The organism is Kribbella sp. DT2, from assembly GCF_049844575.1.
GTDB lineage: Bacteria > Actinomycetota > Actinomycetes > Propionibacteriales > Kribbellaceae > Kribbella.
The window spans coordinates 758,444-778,485 of record NZ_JBNCLH010000001.1; the positions used below are offsets into that span (position 1 = coordinate 758,444).

A 20,042-nucleotide genomic window follows, 5' to 3' on the forward strand; every position below is an offset into this window, starting at 1 on the left:
CGAGGCGTTGCAGGACCTGATCCCGCTGTATCCGCTGTACCAGTTGCTGTTCGAGGATCACGGGCTGACGCCCACCGAGATCTCGACCCTGTTCATCATCTGGTCGGCGACGGCGTTCCTGCTGGAGATCCCGTCCGGTGCGTTGGCCGACGTCTTCTCCCGCCGCAAACTCCTGATGCTCGGCCCTGCCCTGACCGGCCTGGGGTACGCGGCGTGGATCACCGTGCCGTCGTACGCCGCCTTCGCGCTCGGCTTCATCCTCTGGGGAGCAGGCTCCGCCCTGATCTCCGGCACCTACGAAGCCTTCGTGTACGACGAACTGGCCGCGCGCGGCACGAGCGGCAAGTACGCAAGCCTCCTCGGCAAGGCCAGATCGGCAGCCCTGGTCGCCAACCTGACCGCCACCCTGCTGGCGATCCCTTTGTTCGCCTTGGGTGGTTACCTCCTGGTCGGCTTCCTCAGCGTCCTCAGTTGCCTAGCGCAACTACTAGTAGCCGCCTCCCTCCCCGAAGCCGTCCGAGCAGTCTCAGCCGACGAAACCGATCCGGAAGAGGCGGACGGTGGTTGGCGGGGTGCGCTCCAGAGGTATCTCGCGATGTTGCGTGCCGGGCTGGGGGAAGCTGCCACCAGCCGGGTGGTTCGGCGGGCGGTGGGACTGGTTGCTCTGTTGGGTGGCTTCCTGGCGTTCGACGAGTACTTCCCCTTGCTGGCCAGGGGAGTAGGAGCGCCTACCACCCTGGTTCCACTGCTGATTGCGGGAACCGTCGCAGCACAGGCGATCGGTGGCGCGCTGGCCGGACCGGCGTACCGGCTGCCGGCGGCGGTGTTCGCGGTGGGGCTGGGAGCAACGGCGGGCCTGATCTCCTGGGGATCGTTGAGCGGGACGGCGGCGGGGTTCGTTCCGATCGCGCTCGGGTACGGCGTGATGCAGCTCGTCATCGTCGTCGCGGACGCTCGTCTGCAGGACGCCATCGAGGGTCCCGCGCGGGCGACCGTCACCTCGGTGTCCGGCTTCTTCGCCGAGGTGTTCGCGGTCTCCGTGTACGCCGGATTCGCGCTCGGCGCGGTCTGGGTCAGCCTGCCGGTCCTGGTCGCCGGCCTGACCGTCCCCGTCCTGCTCACCGCCCTCATCACCCCGAAAGCCCTGCCCCCACCACCGGAGAAGGAGTCAACTCACACGACGACCCCCTGACCCGTTCCACCAGAAGAACCCAGCGGAAGGGGAATTCGGTGTCCGCCGAACAATCGAGCACTTACGGTCGGCCCATGACCACGACAGCTTGGAGCCGGCAGTGACGGACCGCCGGCAAGGCGCTCTGGCCGCAGGCGCAGCGGCGATCACCGTCGTCCTCTGGGCCTCGGCCTTCGTCGCGATCCGCCACGTCGGCCACGAGTTCTCCGCCGGCGCGCTGTCCCTCGGGCGCCTCCTGGTCGGCAGCGTCCTGCTCGGCGCGCTCGTCTTCACCCGCCCCCGCCACTGGCCGGCCAAGCGGGACTGGAAGCTGCTGCTGGTCTGCGGCCTGCTCTGGTTCGGCGTCTACAACGTCGCGCTCAACGAAGCCGAGCAACGTCTCGACGCCGGTACGGCGGCGATGCTGGTCAACATCGGCCCGTTGCTCATCGCCGTACTGGCCGGCCTGCTGCTGAGCGAAGGCTTCCCGCGGCGTCTGGTGATCGGCAGCGCGGTCGCGTTCGCCGGCGTCCTGCTGATCGGCACGTCGTCGTCCAGCGGTCAGGCCGAGACCTGGGGAATCGTCCTCTGCATCGCGGCCGCCATCGCGTACGCGATCGGCGTCGTGGCACAGAAACCCTTGCTCGCAAGGCTTCCCGCGCTCGAGGTCACCTGGTTCGCTTGCACGATCGGCGCGATCAGCTGCCTGCCGTTCGCCCCGGCACTGGTCCGCGAGACCGCCGACGCGCGCCCGTCGACGATCTGGTGGGTCGTGTTCCTCGGCGCGTTCCCGACCGCGCTCGCCTTCACCACCTGGGCCTACGCCCTGGCGCGGACGAGCGCCGGCCGGATGGGCGCGACGACGTACCTGGTGCCGCCGCTCACGATCTTCCTCGGCTGGCTCCTGCTCGGCGAGTCACCCGCGGCGCTCGCGTACGCCGGTGGCGCGCTCTGCCTGCTCGGCGTCGCGATCTCCCGCCTGAAGGTGGGTCAGCGCAAGGTCGACTCGACACCGCTCACCCAGACCGTCAACGCCGACTCGAACCCGCTGTCGAAGTCGTAGTGCAGTCCGTCCCGCCCGAGGGCGAGCACGACCCGGCTCAACGTCGGCGCCTTGTCCTCGGGCAGTTTCTCCACCCGGTCGACCAGATCGGGCGCCAGGTCGAAGGTCGCGGCCCGGACCGTCAGCTCGCCGAGCAGAAACCCGTGCACGAAGTCGATGAGCGTGTTCACCGTCTCGAAGATCGCCCGCGGCGCGAGTCCGCCCCGGTCGAGCGCCCGGTAGAACGGCTCGACCGTCACCACCACGACGTCCGACACCGCTGACGGATCCGACAGCACCTGGAGCGCCAGGTTCGGGTGCGCCTGCAGCGCGGCCCGGTAAGCCCGCGCCGCGTCCCTCAGTTCCTCCTGCCACGACACCCCGGGCCGCGGCTGCACGGCGTCGAGCCCGGCGAACACCAGCTCCGCAAGCCCGGCGAACACGGCCGCCTTGTTCGGCAGGTGGTGGTAGATCGACATCGGGTTCACCCCGAGCGTCCCGGCCAGCCGGCGCATCGTCATCGCCTCGACGCCCTCGTCGTCGACGATCCGCAGCGCGGCCGTCAGGATCGCGTCCCGGCTCAGCCGCTCCGCCCCGGCCCGCGGCCGACCCGGCTTGCCAGCAGTATTCATACGCCGTATGGTAGCGGAATCGTACAACGTATGGTTAAAGGATGGTGGGAATGAGCAAGCCGCTGGAAGGCAAGGTCGCACTCGTCGCGGGAGGCACCCGCGCCGCCGGGCGCGGGACCGCGGTCGCCCTGGGCGAAGCCGGCGCGACCGTCTACGTCACCGGCCGGACCACGCGCGCCCAGCAGTCCGAGATGCAGCGGCCGGAGACCATCGAGGAGACCGCCGAGCAGGTCGACCGGGCGGGCGGCCACGGCATCCCGGTCCAGGTGGACCACCTCGAGCAGGACCAGGTCCGCGACCTGATCGCCCGGATCGAGCGGGAGCAGGGCGCGCTGCACGTCCTGGTCAACGACATCTTCGGCCTGACCACGATGGAGTGGGACAAGTCCGTCTGGGAGTCGTCGCTCGACGTCGGGCTGCGGACCTTCCGGCTCGCGGTCGAGACGCATGCGATCACCAGTCACTTCGCGATGCCGCTGCTGATCAAGCAACCGGGCGGTCTGGTGATCGAGATGACCGACGGCACCGACGAGTACAACGCGACCAACTACCGGGTCTCGTTCTTCTACGACCTGGCCAAGGCGGCGGTGAACCGGATGGCCTTCGCTCTCGCGCACGAGCTCGCGCCGCACGGGGGCACCGCGCTGTCGCTCACGCCGGGCTGGCTCCGGTCGGAGGCGATGCTCGAAGGCTTCGAGGTCACCGAGGAGAGCTGGCGGGACGCGACCGAGAAGGTGCCGCACTTCGCGATCTCCGAGAGTCCCCTGTTCGTCGGCCGAGCGGTCGCCGCGCTCGCGGCCGACCCGGACGTCGCGCGATGGAACCAGCAGTCCCTGTCGAGCGGTCAGCTCGCCAAGGTCTACGGCTTCACGGACGTCGACGGCAGCCAGCCGGACGCCTGGCGGTACATCGTCGAGGTCCAGGACCCCGGCAAGCCCGCCGACACCACTGGCTACCGCTGATCGCAGCTGAAGTGTGCGGCCGAGACAGGCACGCCCAGCACGTCCCCAGCGATCAGTGCCCGGTCGGTGAGCACCGACTGATGTCCAGGCGTGTGCCCTGGTGTCGGCAGCAGCGTCAGGCCCGGCCACCGACACCCGCCGTCCACAACCCGCATGGTCGGTATGGACATGCGTAAGGATCACCGTGTCGATCTCGTCAGCCCCGACGCCGGCGGACTCCAGCAACCGCCACGGCGTCGCACAGCACAGTCACGTCCATCCACCCATTGTTGGAGCTCAGGGGAGCACCATCCAGATGCCGAGGGCCGTCATCACGAGCGCGATGCCGCCGTCGAGGAACTGCCAGGCGCGGGCGCGGGCGAACACCGGGCCGAGCTTGCGAGCGAAGTAGCCGAGCGAGAAGAACCAGAAGAAGCTGCCGGTGACGGCGCCGATGCCGTAGAGCCAGCGTCCGTCGGTGCCGCGCTGGTTGGCCAGGGAGCCGAGCAGTACGACGGTGTCGAGGTAGACGTGCGGGTTGAGGTAGGTGAACCCGAGGCAGGTCAGCAGCACGCTGCGGAGCGCCACCGGGGCGTGGTCGGCGGCGGTCAGCGTGCTCGGCCGGAACGCCCGACGGGCCGCAACTCCGGCGTACCCGAAGAGGAAGAGCGCACCGGCGTACTTGGTGATGGTCAGTGCGGTGGGGTTGCCGGTGAGCAGCGCGCCGAGGCCGGCGATGCCGCTGGTGATCAGCAGTGCGTCGGACAGGGCGCAGATCAGGACGACCGGCAGGACGAACTCCCGGCGCAGCCCCTGGCGCAGGACGAAGGCGTTCTGCGCGCCGATGGCGACGATCATGGACAGGGTCGTGGCGAAGCCGGCCAGGAGGTTCACCTCTCGACCGTAGGAAGATCGGTGCCGGTAAACCAGCTAAAGGTTCTTCACTGCCATTAGCATCACTTCACATGCAGATCGACTCGTCCCAGCTCGACACCTTCGCGGCCGTGATCGACGAGGGCAGCTTCGACCTGGCGGCCCGGCGGCTGCGGATCACGCCGTCGGCGGTCAGCCAGCGGATCAAGGCGCTGGAGAGCAGAGTCGGTCAGGTCCTGATCCAGCGCGGGAAACCCGCCCGGACCACGGCCGCGGGCGACGCGCTGCTGCGGCTGGCCCGGCAGGTCTCGCTGCTCGAGGTCGAGGCGATCGCCGCGGTGAAGGGCACGGTCGAGGGGCTGCGCCTGCCGATCGCGGTCAACGCGGACTCGCTGAACGGCTGGTTCCTGCCGGCGCTGCTCGCCGTACCGCGGGAGCTGGTGACGGCGTTCGACCTGCGTCAGGAGGACCAGGACCACTCGGCCGAGCTGCTTCGCGCCGGCTCGGTGCTCGCCGCCGTCACTGCAGAACCGCGGCCGGTGCAGGGGTGCCGGGTCATGCCGCTCGGGCGGATGCGGTACCTGTCGATCGCCACACCGTCGTACGCCGAACGCTGGCTGACGGGTCGGCCACTGGCCGAGGCGCTCGGGGAGGCGCCGCTGCTGGTGTTCAACACCAAGGACATGCTGCAGCACCGGTTGATGCGCAAGGTGACCCGCCGCCGGCTCGACCCGCCGCTGCACTCGATCCCCGCGCCCGGCCCGTTCGTCCGGGCGATCCGGCTCGGGCTGGGCTGGGGGATGATCGAGGAAGAGGCGGTCGAGGCCGAGCTGGCGGCCGGGTCGCTGGTGGAGGTTGCCCAGGGCAAGTACGTCGACGTACCGCTGTACTGGCAGTACTGGAAGCTCGACTCACCGGTCCTGGACGCGCTCACCGACGCTGTGCGGCAGGCAGCGGAAGACGGGCTTCGTACCGCTTGAGCTCGACGGCGTTGCCGACCTTCAACGGCAGCTCGTCGATCAGCCTGCGCCACGGCAGGTACGGCATCAGCCGGAACGTGAGGTTGCGCAGGGCAAGGAACGCCCGGCTGCCGGGGATGAACCAGCGGGCGCCGTCGACCGCCTGCTTCTGGCACGCCGCGACGAACGGGCGCATCAGTTCGTCGTACGCCGCCAACGCCCTCGTGTAGTCACCTTTCGCGGTGTGCAGTTCGCCGGCCGGCACGTACGCGCCGACGATGCCGAGGCTGGTGCCCATCCCGGACAGCGGTGAGGCGCAGTAGCCGGCGTCGCCGACGAGCGCGACCCGGCCGCGCGAGTAGCTGTCCAGCTTGATCTGGCTGATCGAGTCGAAGTAGAAGTCGTCGGCGGTGCGCAGTTCGCTGAGCAGGCGCGGGACCTCCCAGCCGATGCCCGCGAACGTGTCCTCGACGAGCTGCCGCTGGGCTGCCGTGTCCCGGCGGTCGACGGCCGGGCCTTCGGTCGCTTCGGTGGCGAAGTAGAAGAGCGCCTTCGCCTCGGTGTTCTCGTGCGCGGAGTAGGCGCCGACGGTCTTGCCGGGCAGGCTGAGCAGGCGGCCGGTGTGGTCGAGATCGAGGTGGTTCGGCACGGTCACGACCGAGACGGCGTACCCGAGATCGTGGCGGAAGCTCTGCTCCGGCCCGAACGCGAGCCGCCGGACGGTGGAGTGCAGGCCGTCGGCACCGACGACCAGGTCGAACCGGCGCGGCGCGCCGTGCTCGAACTCGGCCAGGACGCCGTCCGCGTCCTCGGTCAGGCGGGTGATCGAGTCGCCGAACACGTACTCGACGCCGTCGCGCGTGGCGTCGTACAGGATCTCGACCAGGTCGCCGCGGAGGATCTCGAGCTCGCCGCTGAACGCGGTCGGCGAGGTCCGGGCGACGGTCCTGCCGGACTCGTTCACGTAGTCCATGCCGCCCATCCGGGTGGCTCGCGCCTCGACCGCGGCCAGCAGGCCCATCCGGTCGAGCACCTCGAGGGACGCGCCGCGAAAGTCCACGGCGTACCCGCCGGGACGGGGCGCGGGCGCCTTCTCGATCACGGTCACGCTGTGGCCGAACCGCTGCAACCAGTACGCCAGGGCCGGGCCGGCGACGCTGGCGCCGGAGATCAGGATTGTCGTCATGCCTCGACTGTACGAAAGTCTTAGACAACTGTGCAAGACGTCTGTGCGAGCTTTCTCGCTAGGATCGCCGCATGGGCAATCGCGAGGCTTTGATCGAGGGCGCCAAGACCTGCCTGCGGGAGAAGGGCTACACCCGGACCACCGCACGGGACATCGCCACCGCCGCCGGCGTCAGCCTGGCCGCGATCGGCTACCACTTCGGCTCCAAGGACGCCCTCCTCAACGAGGCAATGCGCCAGGCCCTCGGTGAATGGGGCGACGAACTCGCCCGCACGATGAGCGCGGATCCAGCCGACGACCGCGAACGACGGGCCGGCGTGCCCGGGGACGGCGCGCCCGAGGACGGTGAAGAGCGTGGCGGATCGCAGCGGGCTGGTGCGGCTGAGGAGCGGTTTGTCGCTATCTGGGCGCTGGTCGGTGACAGCTTGTCCAACCCCGCGAGCCGGGCCCTGTGGACAACGCAGTTCGAGATCCTCAGTCAGGGATCACAGCTGCCCGACCTGCTGCAGGCGGTCTCGGCGATGCAGGTCGAGGCGCGCGAGGGGCTGGCCACACTCTTCGGCGCCTTCGACGCCGAACCGACCGGCGACGCTGCCTCCGCCTCGAAGTCGGGCGCAGACGAGGCGACCGCGCAGCAGACCGGCTCGTTCCTGCAGGCGCTGCTGCTCGGGGTGGTCGCTCTGACGATGTTCGACCCCGAGCGTGCGCCGAGCGGCGAGGACCTGTCGGCGTCCATCCAACTGATGGCCGCGAAGCTCGCCCGCTAGGCTCCCTTCGTCCGGCGAGTTCTGCATCCCCGGCCGCCTCCTCTGGTCGAAAGGTCGTCCTGCTGTGAAGAAGATCGTCGCGAGCGCCTTCGGTGTGCTGCTGACCGTCGCCGGTGCGGTCTGGACACTCCAGGGCCTCGGCTACCTCAAAGGCAGCTCGATGACCGGCAGCAGCTTCTGGGCCGTCGCCGGCCCCATCGTCGCCGCCCTCGGCGTCTCACTCCTGTACGTCACCTGGCGAGGCCAGCCGAAGCGCTGAGCCCTGCGGTCAGGCGAGCTCGGACTCCGGCCACCGGAGCGCCATCGGGTTGTCCGGCGGGATCAGCCCGGACGACATCACCAATGTGCTCATCGGCCGAACCACCCGCTCGAGCTCATCGGCCTTCTCGTCACCCAGCGCCCGCCACCCCTGCTCGGCCAGCCGATCGGTGGTGTCCTCCACCTCACGCCGTACGGCATGCCCGCGCTCCGTCAGTACGCCGTCGTCACTCAGCAGCCCGCGCTCCCGAAGGTCCTCCTCGGCCGCGGCCCACTCGGCATCACTCCACCGCCGACTCTGCTGGTACACGTCCTTCGACGGCCCACCCGACGCCGTCAGCGTCAGATTCGCCTGACACGGACCGAGCCCGGCCGCGATCAACGCCGCCACATGTCCGTCACCCCGCGACTCCCGCAGGATCGTCGTCGCCTGCCAAAGCACCAGGTGCGGCTCATCAGCCCACTCCAGTACGGCGTTCGCCGCCGCCAGCGGCCGTCCGGCCGTCGGCGCCACCTCGGCCGCCTCGCGCGCCAACTCAGCCGCCCGCCGCACCGTCGTACTGGTCAGCACGTCAGGCAGCAACCGCCGTACTGCCTTGTCCACAGCCTCCAGCCGCACGTCGACCAACTGCTCCGGCGACGCATACCCCCAAGCGTCCGGAATCGCCCGCGCCACCATCTCCGGATGAAAGTTGTAGAACGCAGCCGCCACCACCGCCGGCCCCACCGCTCCCAACGGCGCCGCCCGGCAGGCGAAGTAACTCATCCACCCACCCCGCAACCCCAGCGCGTCCGTCGCCCGCCGAGTCTCCGGCGCAAAGTACGTCACCGCATGAACCGGCTCCAACACCCGCCACAACCGCCGCGCCCGCGTCTCCATCCCCCGATCCAAACACGCCACCCCTCTCTCCACACCCCTCTGTGAGCTACCCATCACGTACCGCTTCTTCCTCGCCTGAGGACACGCGCGCTGGGCCGGCTCGCTCTCCCCTCAGGAGAGCCGGACCTGCCGGATGAGAAGGTTCCGCCATGGGAATCCGGGTGCAGTGTGTGAACTACGACGCGATCGACCCCGCCGCCCAGGCGCGTTTCTGGGCCGAGGTGCTGGGCTGGCGCATCACCTCCGAGCACGAGAAGGAGTGGGTCCTGGAGCCTCCGGCGGGCAGCGCCGAGGACGGCATCGTCCCCGACATCCTGTTCCTCCGGGTCCCCGCCGACGAGACCAAGACCCTCAAGAACCGCCTCCACATGGACCTCCGCCCTGAGGACCAGGCCGCCGAAGTAGCCCGCATCGAGTCCCTCGGCGGCAAGAAGGTCGACATCGGCCAGGACGACAAAGCCTCCTGGATCGTCATGTCCGACCCTGAAGGCAACGAGTTCTGTGTCCTGAGAGCCTTCACCGCGGAGGAACTCGCCTCCTTCTGACCGAGCGTCCCCGACTGAGTCGGATGACCGGGTGAGCGGGCCAGGCGAGCTGCTGCCCGCCGGCCGAGCTGACCCACCGCTCCGCCGTCCGGCTGCCATCGAGCAGCCGCTCCACTAGCCGATCCGGGCCTGGGCAGGTGGTTGCCCGGGGCGCCCGAGCTGTGTCGGTTCCGGCAGCGCGGGCCAGTAGTGGTCGGTGAACAGGCGGGCGACCAGCGCGCCCCGGCTTGAGACGCCGGCTTTGGTGAAGATCGTCTTGAAGTGGTCGCGGACCGTGTGCGGCGAGATGAACAGCGTGGTGGCGATCTCGGTGGTGGTCATCCCGCGAGCGGTGAGCTGAGTGATCTGGAGCTCTCGCGGGGTCAGGCCGTACGCCTCGGCGACCAGCACCGCCAGGTCGGCGGGGGTCGCGGGCTCGAGGACGAGGGCCGCCGGGCCGGGCCGGCCGCCGGGCCCGGTGAGGCATGAGGCGTGGCAGGTCAGCCAGCGGCCGTCCGTGGTCTGGATGCGCACGCGGGCGCTGCCGTGGTCCCGGCCGTCGGCGATGGCGCGGGCTTGGAGCGCCGTACCGAGTACCCAGATCGGGAGCTTCAGCCCGAGCTGAGTGGGGAACGAGGGCCCCTTCGGCAGCCGTGCGAGGTGGTGCCGGGCCTCGTCGTTGGCCGAGACGGCTTCGCCGGATTCGTCGAAGAGGATCAGGCCGGGCGCCGGGGAGTCCGTCCTGCGCGCGGCCGCGGGCGGCCGGGTGAGAGTCCGCAGCCGCTCGGCCAGCGGGCGGGACAGGTCGGCGAGCAGCGCGGTCTCCTGCGGATGGAAAGCGTCGGTGGTGCGGAACAGGCTCACCAGGCCCCACGGCCGGTCGCCGATCCGCAGGACGGCGCGCAGTTCGTCGTACACACCCTGGCCCTGCAGCAGACGCCGGAACCGGGCGCTGCGAGCGGGCAGATCGCCGGTAGCCGCGCGCAACCCCGCAGCTGGTACGGCGGCGCGGGCCAGGTCGCGGAACGGCAGGACGTTCTCGTCCAGCAGCTCGCTGTGCCAGTAGGCGGCGCAGCCTTCGCCGGTGCCCAGGTTCTCCACCAGCATCGGTGCGGTGATCAGGCCGGTTTCCGGGTCGGCGGCGGTCCAGACGGCCGAGTGGAAGGGCACCAGCCGCCGCAGCCCGGCCGAGACGCGGCTGAACAGGTCCAGTGCGTCGGTGGCGCGTTCGGCGGCCGCGAGCACCGGTCGGTGTCGTTCGGTCATGCACGTCCCCTCGACTGATCAGCCTGCCGGTCCTTCGCGCCTTCGGATCCAGTCTGCCCTGTCGTCCACACCGCGTGGAACCCCTCGTTCGAGGGGGCTGTTCCGTGCGGATTGCCCGTCAGCGGGGGATAGGACGCCCCGGCAAGGACAGACAGGCTCGGTGGCACACGACCAACTGAGAGGGAGATCATGGACATCGCGATCGTCGGGGGAGGCGCGGCGGCCGTCAGCCTGCTGGATGCGCTCGCTGTCACCGAAGGCACTGGCACGGTAGGCGGCACCATCACGGTCTTCGAGCCGTCGCCGTACCTGTGGCGTGGACGGCCGTACGGTCCGGACCTGGATGCTGTGCTCGTGAACACGCCACCGGCGCTCATGTCGGTCCGGGCCAGGGATTTCGGGCACTTCGCGGCCTGGCTGGGGAAACGCGGCGCCGACCACCTCGACCCGCTCCTCGGTCAGCCGCTGGTCCCGCGCGCGCTCTACGGTGAGTACCTGGTCCACTCGGCGGAGAAGGCCGTGGCGGCTCTGGGTGAACAGGGTTGGTCCGTGCGCGTCGTCGCCGCGCGGGTGACGGACGTCGCCGTCCGCTCCGGCACCCGCCTGGTCCTCCGTACGGACGACGGGCAGGAGTACGAGGCCGGTCAGGTGGCGCTGTGCACAGGCGGGGGAACACCCCCGGACCCGTACGGGCTGACCGGTCGAGCGGGCTTCACGGCTGATCCCTATCCACTCGCCGAGACGCTCGACAAGATTGCCGCCGGCAACAACGTTGCGGTCGTCGGCAGCGGACTGACCGCCGTCGACGTCGTCGTCGCGCTCGCGGCACACCGGTATCCGGGAGAGATCACACTCCTGTCGCGCGGCGGAGTGCTCCCGTACGTCTGGCAGCGCCCGGACGGCCGGCGCCCGACCCAGGTGACCATCGAGCGGGTGGCCGGCCTGCACGGCAGCAGGGGGCATCTCGCGCTCGACGACCTTGTCGGCTTGCTGCGCGCGGAACTCGCCGACGCGAGAGAGGACTTCGGCGACCTCGTGGCCCAACTTCGCAGTACTCGGACGGACGATCCGGTCCACCGTCTCCGGCAGCAGCTCGCCGCGGTCGACGACCCCCGGATCGGACGCCGCGTGCTGCAGGAAACGGCACACACCGTCGGCCCGTACGCCTGGCGTCTGTTGCGCGAGCCTGACCGCGCTTGGCTGCGGCGTCATCTTCGTACGGCGACGAGCGTGGCCTCGCCCATGGTCCCGGCGAACGCGATCGTCCTGATGCGGCTGCTGGACTCCGGTCAGCTCACCGTCTCTTCCGGCGTCGAGGCGATCGAACCCGTGAACGGCCGGTTCCGGGTGCGGGACGCCGGAGGCCAACGCACCGCGCACGTCGTCGTCAACGCCGTGAACTCGCCCGCGCAGGCGCTTTCCGGCACGGCCCAGCAGCTGGTCCGGTCGTTGGCGGACGCCGGTCTGGCCGCCCTCCACCCGACCGGCGGGGTGGTCCCGGCCGACCCACGCGTCCACGTGGTCGGCGACCTGGCCGGCGGCGGTTCCTTCATCACCTCGAGCATCGCGGGCGTTGCAGCCCAGGCATCCCGCACCGCCCTGGCACTGCGAACCCCCTGACTGCCCAAGGTGCGGAGTGGCGCCTTGCCCGGAGGCGACGAGTTCTGCGTCCCCCGAGCCTTCACCGCCGAGGAGCTGACTTCCTTCTGACCAACCGAGCCAGCCAGGCGCCCCTGCTCGTCGAACGGCACCGACCACCGGCACGATCCGTGCAGCAGGTGGTCCGCCGGTTAGGGCGTGTGACTACCCCCGAACACCTGCCGCAGCGTCTCCGTCAGGTCGGCCGGGGCTCGCTGGGTGAGTCAACTGGCCGGTCCGGTCGTCGCGGCCGGCGTCATCCTGCTGCCGCTGGGTGGACAGACGCTTGGCGGCGGTGGTCCAGTCGAGCGGGCGGTGCATGACGTGGAGGCCTACGTAGCCGTGGGTGGGGTGGTCGAAGGCTTCGGGGACTGTGCCGATGATGGTGAAGCCGAGGGACTGCCAGAGGCGGACTGCTGAGGTGTTGGTTTCGACCACGGCGTTGAACTGGACGGCTCGGAAGCCTTCTGTGGTGGACCACGCGATCATGTCCTGGCAGAGGGCTCTGCCGACGCCTTTGCCTCGGGCTGCGCCGGCGACCATGAAGCTGGCGCTGGAGACGTGGGCGCCGGCGCCAGGACGGTTCGGGTACATGTTGGCACTGCCGAGAACGGTGCCGTCGGCATCGACCGCGACCGTGGTGCGGCTCTTGGGCGCACTGGACGGCGACATCCACAGGTCGCGGGCCTGGGCGTCGGTCAGCGCCGGGTCGTAGGCGTAGGTCTCCCCGGCGTCGACGATCTCCCGGAAGAACGGCAGGACGGCCGGCCAGTCCTCCGCACGGGCGTCCCTGATCTCTACCGTCACTGTGCTCCTCCTACCTGTCGGCCGGGACCACCGGCGGTCCCGTTCGTTGGGACGCCGACGACGCCAACTCCGTCTTAACCTTCCAGTGGGACCGCACGTCGTTACCTCCCGGAGTGTCCTCGGCGACCGGATCGATGCGAAAAGGATCACGGCGGAGGCGGTAGATGCCAACTGGTTTGTTGTTCAGCGAATAGAATCTCGGGGGATGACGAACTCCGTGGTCCATGGGTTGCCGCGCTGGAGTCTGGCCGTGCCCCCACTCGCGCTCGTGGTGCTGGTGCTGTCCTGGGGACGGGATCTCGGGACGGTCCTGCTGGTGCTCGTGTGCGCCGGGCTCGGGGCCGCGGTGATCGCGGCGGTGCACCACGCCGAGGTGGTCGCGCACAAGGTGGGCGAACCGTTCGGCACGCTGATCCTCGCGCTCGCCGTGACGGTGATCGAGGTCGCGCTGATCGTCACGCTGATGGCGTCGGGTGGTGACAAGGCCGCGTCGCTGGCGCGGGACACCGTGTTCGCCGCGGTGATGATCACCTGCAACGGCATCCTCGGGCTCTCGCTCGTCGTCGGGTCGTTGCGGCACCGGACCCAGCAGTTCCGGGTGCACGCGTCGGGAAGTGCCCTGGCGGTGATCACCGCGCTGGTCACGCTCAGCCTGGTGCTGCCGACGTTCACGACCAGCACGCCCGGTGCGACCTTCAGCAGCGCGCAGCTCGCGTTCGCCGGAGTCGTCTCGCTGGTGATGTACGGCGTGTTCGTGTTCGTCCAGACGATTCGTCATCGTGACTACTTCCTTCCGGTCGAGAACGAAGCCGTCGTGGCAGCACCGCGCACCCAGGCAAGGCGTGAAGTACCAGAAGCTGATGCAGAGGTCGGCGCCGACGTGGTGGCCGAGATCGTCGAGGGAGAGGACGACGACGAGGAGACGCATGCTGCCGCGCCGAGCGGGCGGGTGGCGCTGGTCAGCCTCGGGATGTTGTTCCTGTGCCTGATCGCCGTGGTCGGGCTGGCGAAGACCGTGTCGCCGAAGCTGGAGGACGCGGTCGCGTCGGCCGGGGCTCCGGTGGCCGTGGTCGGTGTGATCATCGCTCTCCTTGTCCTGTTGCCGGAGACGGTCGCCGCCGTCCGGGCCGCGTTGCGGAACCGGCTGCAGACCAGCCTCAACCTCGCGCTCGGCTCCGCGCTGGCCAGCATCGGGCTGACCATCCCGGCGATCGCGCTCGCGTCGATCTGGCTCGACGGTCCGCTCGTGCTCGGGCTCAGCGGCACCGAGATGGTGCTGTTCGCCTTGACGGTCGTGATCAGTCAGCTCACCCTGGCGACCGGCCGGGCCACCCTGCTGCAGGGAGTCACTCACCTAATGGTCTTCAGCGCCTTCCTGTTCCTTGCCGTCAGCCCGTAGACCGGGCGAACCCAAGGCGGTCAAGTAGTCGACCACCTCTTGCTGGTGACTGTGCGCGGCCCAGCCCAGCGGAGTGCTCTGATAACTGGGATCCAGTGCAGCGGGATCGGCGCCGAGCTCGATCAGCTTCCGCACCGTCGCCAAGTGTCCGTGGAACGCCGCCTGGTGCAACGGAGTCGCCATGCCCCGCGGATGCAGGTCCCACCCGAGATCCTTCAACGGCTGCAGGGCTTCCGTCCGGCCAAGCTCAGCCGCACGGTTCGGCAGGTACGGATTGCGCCGGACCGCCCGCGCCGCGAGCGCCGGCTCGACCTCACCCACCGAACCGCTCATCACCGCCTGGAAGAGCTCGTGAACGTCGTCCAGCGGCGCCGCTCCAGCCCGCCGGAGCAGCTCGACGATCGCGGTGTGCCCGTGCACCGCGGCCAGCTCGAACGCTCGGTGCCCGAAGAAGACCGGATGCTCCGTCCCTCGGCCGTCCGGATCCACTCCCGCCGCCAGCACCAGGCGCACCCGATCCACCAGCCCCGCCGACGAGGCGAACACCAGCTCGTCCTCCAGCAACTGGCGCGGCGTCGGATGCGCCACGGTCAGGCGTTGATGCCACGGGCCACCGTCGCCCCGACCCAGCCCGAACTCCAGCAGGATCCGCAGATGGTCGTCGTCGTACGGCGGTGGGCAGCCGGGCCCGCAGTTGTACATCGTCTGGCTGTCGTTCGGATCGGCGCCGGCCTCCAGCAGCAGCCGTGCCAACTTCAACCGGCTCTGGTGTGGAGGCTGATTTCCTTCGCCCCGGCCGAACGCACCGGTGAGCGCAGTAAAGGGCGACGGCAGACCCGCCCAGAGGAAACCCGCATTGGGATCTGCGCCGTGCTCCAGCAGCAGACGAGCGATCTCCAGCGGAGCCTCGGGAGCGACCTCCAGGCGTGAGTACGTCAGGTAGAGCAGTGGCTCCCAGCTGAACGGTCCGCCCTGGTGCCGAGCCAGCTCCGGCCGTCCGGCGAGCTCCGCGCGGACAGCGCCGACGTCACCGGCGACCACCATCGTAAAGATGTTGCTGACGGCAACTTCAGGGAAGCGGGCCAGGAGAGCACCTGCTGTGTCGGAACGTTGAGGGTCGTCCTGCCCGTAGTGCAGCGCCGCCAGGCGGAGGAATTCGTCGCCGCGCTGGCCGAGGGTCTCGATCGGACCACCGGTGGGCTCCCGGTGCGGTGACCGCGTGTACCGCTCGACGATCCCCAGGTGCCGGCCGAGCTGCGGCCAGCTGGGGAAGCCGTAGCTCCGGGCGATCACCAGTTGCGCGTCGGCAAGACCACGAACCGGCTCGGCCGCGGATCGCTCGGATGTCGCCGGATGAAACTCGGTGGCCAGCGCGAGCGCCTCGGGATCACCGGCGCGGACCTGTTTCAGCAGGGTCTTGGCCTGGTTGCGCAGGTGCTCGAGGTTGGGGTCATCGGGAAGACGGCGGGTCGGCATGGCGACCTCCTCTCTGTGTGCCTGCTGTCCGCGTCGTCAGGCGAGAAAGGAGGTGGGCTCGGGAGACCCGTCAGCACACATGAGCTGATCAGGCACCCCGGTGGTGCACGACCTCGACCGCTCAGGTGGGCTGAGCCCTTCCCGCGGACCGGTGGCACCCTGCGTGCCGGTTCTCCACAGTACGCCGGATCACGGCGCTTGCATCCACCACTCGGTGAACTCGTGGGCGCGTCCGCTCCGGTCCAGGCGGATCACCCACAGGTTGCTGAACAAGGTCGGCGGGTTGGTCAGGTACGTCGTCCAGCCGCGGACGAACCCGACCCCGTCGCCGAACCCGAGCACCTCGTACTCGAAGGTGGTCTCGCCCGCGGCGTCGGCGACCTCCAGCCAGGCGCGCACGATCGCGTCCCGGCCGTGCACCGGCTCCTCGTCGGGGCGCCGGAAGAAGACGGCGTCCTCGGTCCACAGCGCGCCGATGTCCTTGGGGTCGTTCGACTCCCAGGCGCGCCGGTACCGCCCGACCCATTTGTCCAGGTCCTTCTCCCGCATGACTGCATCTTGCCTCCTCGAACGGCCGCTCAGAAGGCTCTTCGGGCCCTCTTGCCAGAGAAGATACGAGGATGACGACCTGGACCTTCGACGGAGTTTCGCTGCCTGTGGACAAGTCCGTCCGCCTGAGGTTCGGCACCGGGGACCAGGAGAAACTGCCCGGCCGGTTCGCGCTCCCGGGACTGGTCGACGCGCACTGTCACCTGACCGTCGCCGCCGACGAGCAAGGGCCGCTGCTCGCGGGCGGTGAGGCCGAGGCCGTCGCCCGCCTCGATCAGCTCGCCCAGGCAGGGGTCAGCGCGGTGCGCGACGTCGGCGGGCAGCGCGAGATCACGCTCGAGCTGGCGCGCTCACCCCGGGAGGACCGGCCGATCGTGCTCGCCGCGGGCCGGTTCCTGGCGCCGAAAGGCCGGTACTTCCCCCGCATGCACGACCCGGTCGAGGCCGACGAGCTGCTCTCCGCCGTCGAGGCCGAGCTGGACGACGGCGCGACCTGGGTCAAGCTGGTCGCCGACTTCCCCGCCGTCGGTCCGGAGGGTCCGATCCGCGGCAGCGCCATCGAGCCGACGTACGAGATCAAGTTGGTCGAGCAGGTGGTCGGCGCTGTGCACGCCAAGGGTGGGCGGGTCGCGGCGCACACCAACAGCGCGATCGTGAGCGACCTGATCCGGGTCGGAGTCGACTCGATCGAGCACGGCACCAGCATCACCGAGCAGGACCTGGAGATTCTTGGCGCCCGTGGCGGCGCCTGGACGCCGACCCTGTCCGCCTCGATCGACGCGCGTCCCAACGAGACCCTGGAGCGCCGGGAGCGCCGCCTCACGACCGCGAAGTACCTGACCGGCATGCTCGAACTGGCCGAGCGGTACGGCGTGACGGTGCTGACTGGATCGGATGTCGTCGGCTCGGTCGCGCGGGAGATCGAGCTGCTCACCCAGCACGGTCTCGACGTCACCCAGGCGATGGCGGCGGCCACAACGAAGGCCTGGGACTACCTTGGCCTGCTCGACGACGGTGGCAACCTCGTCACGTACGACGAGGACCCGCGCGAGCACCCCGAGACGCTCGCGACGCCGGCCGCCGTGATCCTCCACGGCCACCGCATCAGGTAGGCCGCCGAGCTCACTCGCCGACGAGACCGTCGATCCGCTCGCGCAGCAGGTCGGCGTGGCCGTTGTGCCGCGAGTACTCCTCGACCATGTGGATGTAGAGCCAGCGCACCGACAACTCCTCGCCACCACGCGGCCGGGTGAACACGTGGTCCAGCTCGTAGCCACGGGCGATCGCGTCCGACTCCGCGACCACCTGGTGGAACGTCGCGAGGTCCGCTTCGGCCTCGGCGGGGGACACCAGGTCGAAGTCGCCGTCCGGGTGCTCGTCGGTCCAGAACTTCAGCGCGTCCACGCGGCCGTCCAGCGACAGGTGGAACCAGTACCGCTCGACCTCGGTCAGGTGCCGGACCAGTCCGATCAGTGTCATTCCCGACGGGTCGACCGACGGCCGGGCCAGCTCCTCGCCGCTCAGCGCGGACACCTTCCAGAGCAGCGTGCCCCGGTGGAAGTCGAGAAATCCCTGCAGCATGGCGCGTTCGTCACCGGTCGACGGCGGGTCGGCACGAAACTGCGCGGAGGTGTCGGTCGTCACAGCCAGGACCGTACAACGCTCGAAGTCCCTGGGGAGGCGAACCACGATGCCGTATGCTGGTAGTTGACGGTCCGCCCAGTTCTGCCTCGGACCATTTGGCAGTCGACCCCCACGCGCCGCGGCCTGTGATGCCGCGCCGGGCAGGACGACCCTTTTCGACTTTCTTGGAGTACCAGATGGCGGTCAGCCGCCCCATGCCCACGCCCGAAACAACGTCCGCTCGCCCGGACGGACCGGCGCGCCCTCGACGCCGCCGCCGTTCAGGTGCCAGCGGCAACCAATCCGCACCGGCCGCCGGCGCTGCCCGGACCGGTCAGAACACCGCACAGAGCAACGAGAACCGCACACAAGGTGAGCGCCGCCGCGGCGGCAAGAAGACCCCCGCGGTGCAGAACGTCCAGACCAGCAACGAGCAGTACGACGAGATCGAGCCGCTCGTGGTCCCGGACGACCTGACCTTCACCGACCTCGGCCTGCCGGCCGAGCTGGTCGCCGCGCTGGCCAAGACCGGTGTCACCAAGCCGTTCCCGATCCAGGCCGCCACGCTGCCGGACTCGCTGGCCGGCAAGGACGTGCTCGGTCGCGGCCGGACCGGTTCCGGCAAGACCTACGCGTTCGTGCTGCCGCTGATCGCCCGGCTCGCGTCCAGCGGCACCCGCCGCCGGCCGAACCAGCCGCGCGCGCTGATCCTGGCGCCGACGCGGGAGCTGGCCACCCAGATCCAGGCCTCGATCACGCCGCTGACCGACGCGTTCGGGCTGCGCACGATGACCATCTTCGGCGGCGTCGGCCACGGCCCGCAGATCACCGCGCTGCGCAAGGGCGTCGACATCGTCGTCGCCTGCCCCGGCCGGCTCGAGGACCACGTCAAGGCCGGTCAGGCCAAGCTCGACCAGGTCGAGATCACCGTGCTCGACGAGGCCGACCACATGGCCGACCTCGGCTTCCTGCCCGCCGTACGGCGGCTGCTGGAGGCAACTCCGGCCAACACCCAGCGGCTGCTGTTCTCGGCCACGCTGGACGCCGGTGTCGACGTGCTGGTCAAGCGGTTCATGCGCAACCCGACCACGCACAGCGTCGACTCGGCGCAGTCGCCGGTCTCGAAGATGACCCACCACGTCCTGCACCTGCAGGCCGACAGCCGGCTCCCGGTGCTGGTGGACCTGGCCGCGGCCCCTGGCCGCACGCTGGTCTTCACCCGGACCAAGTACGGCGCCAAGTCGCTCACCAAGAAGCTGATCGCCCAGGGTGTGCCCGCGGTCGAGCTGCACGGCAACCTGTCCCAGGGCGCCCGCACCCGGAACCTGGAGGCCTTCTCCGACGGCTCCGCCCGGACGCTGGTCGCCACCGACATCGCGGCCCGCGGCATCCACGTCGACGACATCTCGCTGGTCATCCACGCCGACCCGCCGATCGAGCACAAGGCGTACCTGCACCGCTCCGGCCGGACGGCGCGCGCCGGGGCCGAGGGCACGGTCATCACGCTGATGACCGACGACCAGGTCAGCGACGTCCGCGACCTGACCCGCAAGGCCGGGATCGCGCCGAAGGTCACCAAGCTGCGGGTCGGTGACCCGCTGCTGGCCGAGCTCGCACCGGGTGAGCGCACCTACGTCGAGCCGACGGTCAAGCCGGACAACGACCAGGTACGCCGTTCCGGTGGCGAGTCCGCCGGACGGGGACGCGGCGGCCGTGGCCGACGCTCGGCCTCCGGTCCGGGCCAGTCCGCTCCGGCGGCTCGTGGCGCGGGCAACGGTGGTGGCCGTGGCGGCTCCGGCGGTGGAGCCCGCGGTGGCGCCTCCGGCGGAAAGCGCAGCACCGGTGGAGCCCGCGGCGGCGCAGCCGGCCGGAGTGGTTCCGGCAGCGCGCCGAAGAGCTACAGCACCACGACTCCGGGCGCCAGTGCCCGTCCGGCTGGTGCGGCGGCCTTCTCGGCCGGCACCCGTGCGGGCAGCGGCCGACGCGGTCGCTGACCTCAGGCAAACTCGATGGACAAGGCCCAGGATGCCCGTGGCAACCTGGGCCTTGTC

General features: G+C 70.1%; 20 protein-coding genes. 11 read left to right on the forward strand and 9 right to left on the reverse strand.

The genetic code is table 11. From position 1 onward, the window contains the following. Nucleotides 1-7 precede the first annotated feature (7 nt). Nucleotides 8-1,192: an MFS transporter gene (locus tag ACLQ2O_RS03635; protein ID WP_425827120.1), complete on the forward strand. Its 1,185-nt coding sequence runs from the start codon at nucleotides 8-10 to the stop codon at nucleotides 1,190-1,192. 100 nt (nucleotides 1,193-1,292) lie between these two features. Further along, nucleotides 1,293-2,234, forward strand: a complete 942-nt coding sequence (locus tag ACLQ2O_RS03640; RefSeq protein WP_425827122.1) for a DMT family transporter — start codon at nucleotides 1,293-1,295, stop codon at nucleotides 2,232-2,234. On the opposite strand, the gene ACLQ2O_RS03645 is transcribed toward ACLQ2O_RS03640, so the two are convergent. After that, complete coding sequence (locus tag ACLQ2O_RS03645; protein ID WP_425827124.1) at nucleotides 2,162-2,845, reverse strand: TetR/AcrR family transcriptional regulator; 684 nt, start codon at nucleotides 2,843-2,845, stop codon at nucleotides 2,162-2,164. The two genes, ACLQ2O_RS03640 and ACLQ2O_RS03645, sit on opposite strands and share 73 nt — an antisense overlap. Before the next feature lie 50 nt (nucleotides 2,846-2,895). Between ACLQ2O_RS03645 and ACLQ2O_RS03650 the strand changes: the two genes are divergently transcribed. Further along, nucleotides 2,896-3,807 (forward strand): SDR family oxidoreductase, encoded by a 912-nt coding sequence (locus tag ACLQ2O_RS03650; RefSeq protein ID WP_425827126.1) that lies wholly within the window; start codon nucleotides 2,896-2,898, stop codon nucleotides 3,805-3,807. Between the two features lie 276 nt (nucleotides 3,808-4,083). Here the strand turns inward: ACLQ2O_RS03650 and ACLQ2O_RS03655 are convergent, their stop codons facing one another. Further along, nucleotides 4,084-4,680, reverse strand: a complete 597-nt coding sequence (locus ACLQ2O_RS03655; RefSeq protein ID WP_425827128.1) for a LysE/ArgO family amino acid transporter — start codon at nucleotides 4,678-4,680, stop codon at nucleotides 4,084-4,086. A 71-nt stretch (nucleotides 4,681-4,751) separates the two neighbouring features. Here ACLQ2O_RS03655 and ACLQ2O_RS03660 point away from each other — a divergent pair, with 71 nt between their 5' ends. After that, a complete protein-coding gene (locus ACLQ2O_RS03660; protein ID WP_425827130.1) occupies nucleotides 4,752-5,639 on the forward strand; it encodes a LysR family transcriptional regulator ArgP in 888 nt (295 codons plus the stop codon). Here the strand turns inward: ACLQ2O_RS03660 and ACLQ2O_RS03665 are convergent. Further along, complete coding sequence (locus ACLQ2O_RS03665; RefSeq protein WP_425827132.1) at nucleotides 5,590-6,804, reverse strand: FAD-dependent monooxygenase; 1,215 nt, start codon at nucleotides 6,802-6,804, stop codon at nucleotides 5,590-5,592. The genes ACLQ2O_RS03660 and ACLQ2O_RS03665 overlap by 50 nt on opposite strands. Before the next feature lie 71 nt (nucleotides 6,805-6,875). Between ACLQ2O_RS03665 and ACLQ2O_RS03670 the strand changes: the two genes are divergently transcribed. Together ACLQ2O_RS03670 and ACLQ2O_RS03675 are read left to right on the forward strand one after the other, a co-directional pair. Beyond that, on the forward strand, nucleotides 6,876-7,571 hold the full coding sequence (locus ACLQ2O_RS03670; protein WP_425827134.1) for a TetR/AcrR family transcriptional regulator: 696 nt from the start codon (nucleotides 6,876-6,878) through the stop codon (nucleotides 7,569-7,571). 64 nt (nucleotides 7,572-7,635) lie between these two features. Further along, complete coding sequence (locus ACLQ2O_RS03675; RefSeq protein WP_425827136.1) at nucleotides 7,636-7,830, forward strand: hypothetical protein; 195 nt, start codon at nucleotides 7,636-7,638, stop codon at nucleotides 7,828-7,830. 9 nt (nucleotides 7,831-7,839) lie between these two features. On the opposite strand, the gene ACLQ2O_RS03680 is transcribed toward ACLQ2O_RS03675, so the two are convergent. After that, complete coding sequence (locus tag ACLQ2O_RS03680) at nucleotides 7,840-8,763, reverse strand: SCO6745 family protein (RefSeq protein WP_425827138.1); 924 nt, start codon at nucleotides 8,761-8,763, stop codon at nucleotides 7,840-7,842. A gap of 95 nt (nucleotides 8,764-8,858) precedes the next feature. Between ACLQ2O_RS03680 and ACLQ2O_RS03685 the strand changes: the two genes are divergently transcribed. Beyond that, nucleotides 8,859-9,254, forward strand: a complete 396-nt coding sequence (locus tag ACLQ2O_RS03685; RefSeq protein ID WP_425827140.1) for a VOC family protein — start codon at nucleotides 8,859-8,861, stop codon at nucleotides 9,252-9,254. A gap of 114 nt (nucleotides 9,255-9,368) precedes the next feature. Here ACLQ2O_RS03685 and ACLQ2O_RS03690 read toward each other — a convergent pair whose 3' ends face one another. Beyond that, nucleotides 9,369-10,499: a LuxR C-terminal-related transcriptional regulator gene (locus ACLQ2O_RS03690; RefSeq protein WP_425827142.1), complete on the reverse strand. Its 1,131-nt coding sequence runs from the start codon at nucleotides 10,497-10,499 to the stop codon at nucleotides 9,369-9,371. A gap of 189 nt (nucleotides 10,500-10,688) precedes the next feature. Between ACLQ2O_RS03690 and ACLQ2O_RS03695 the strand changes: the two genes are divergently transcribed. After that, nucleotides 10,689-12,119: an FAD/NAD(P)-binding protein gene (locus tag ACLQ2O_RS03695; protein WP_425827144.1), complete on the forward strand. Its 1,431-nt coding sequence runs from the start codon at nucleotides 10,689-10,691 to the stop codon at nucleotides 12,117-12,119. 183 nt (nucleotides 12,120-12,302) lie between these two features. On the opposite strand, the gene ACLQ2O_RS03700 is transcribed toward ACLQ2O_RS03695, so the two are convergent. Next, nucleotides 12,303-12,944, reverse strand: coding sequence for a GNAT family N-acetyltransferase (locus ACLQ2O_RS03700; RefSeq protein ID WP_425827146.1), 642 nt, complete (start codon nucleotides 12,942-12,944; stop codon nucleotides 12,303-12,305). A 205-nt stretch (nucleotides 12,945-13,149) separates the two neighbouring features. Between ACLQ2O_RS03700 and ACLQ2O_RS03705 the strand changes: the two genes are divergently transcribed. Continuing rightward, nucleotides 13,150-14,343 (forward strand): calcium:proton antiporter, encoded by a 1,194-nt coding sequence (locus tag ACLQ2O_RS03705; RefSeq protein WP_425827148.1) that lies wholly within the window; start codon nucleotides 13,150-13,152, stop codon nucleotides 14,341-14,343. Here the strand turns inward: ACLQ2O_RS03705 and ACLQ2O_RS03710 are convergent. Then, on the reverse strand, nucleotides 14,299-15,819 hold the full coding sequence (locus ACLQ2O_RS03710; RefSeq protein WP_425827150.1) for an ankyrin repeat domain-containing protein: 1,521 nt from the start codon (nucleotides 15,817-15,819) through the stop codon (nucleotides 14,299-14,301). The two genes, ACLQ2O_RS03705 and ACLQ2O_RS03710, sit on opposite strands and share 45 nt — an antisense overlap. A 189-nt stretch (nucleotides 15,820-16,008) precedes the next feature. Further along, entirely contained in the window at nucleotides 16,009-16,368 is a 360-nt protein-coding gene (locus tag ACLQ2O_RS03715) for a YybH family protein (RefSeq protein WP_425827152.1), read from the reverse strand. Between the two features lie 71 nt (nucleotides 16,369-16,439). On the opposite strand from ACLQ2O_RS03715, the gene ACLQ2O_RS03720 reads away from it, so the two are divergent. Then, nucleotides 16,440-17,480 carry an amidohydrolase family protein gene (locus tag ACLQ2O_RS03720; protein WP_425827154.1) on the forward strand — a complete coding sequence of 347 codons (1,041 nt, stop codon included), beginning with the start codon at nucleotides 16,440-16,442 and terminating at the stop codon, nucleotides 17,478-17,480. A 10-nt stretch (nucleotides 17,481-17,490) separates the two neighbouring features. On the opposite strand, the gene ACLQ2O_RS03725 is transcribed toward ACLQ2O_RS03720, so the two are convergent. Beyond that, nucleotides 17,491-18,012 carry a DinB family protein gene (locus ACLQ2O_RS03725; protein WP_425827156.1) on the reverse strand — a complete coding sequence of 174 codons (522 nt, stop codon included), beginning with the start codon at nucleotides 18,010-18,012 and terminating at the stop codon, nucleotides 17,491-17,493. A 386-nt stretch (nucleotides 18,013-18,398) separates the two neighbouring features. On the opposite strand from ACLQ2O_RS03725, the gene ACLQ2O_RS03730 reads away from it, so the two are divergent. Further along, nucleotides 18,399-19,985 (forward strand): DEAD/DEAH box helicase, encoded by a 1,587-nt coding sequence (locus ACLQ2O_RS03730; protein ID WP_425827158.1) that lies wholly within the window; start codon nucleotides 18,399-18,401, stop codon nucleotides 19,983-19,985. Nucleotides 19,986-20,042: the final 57 nt, after the last annotated feature.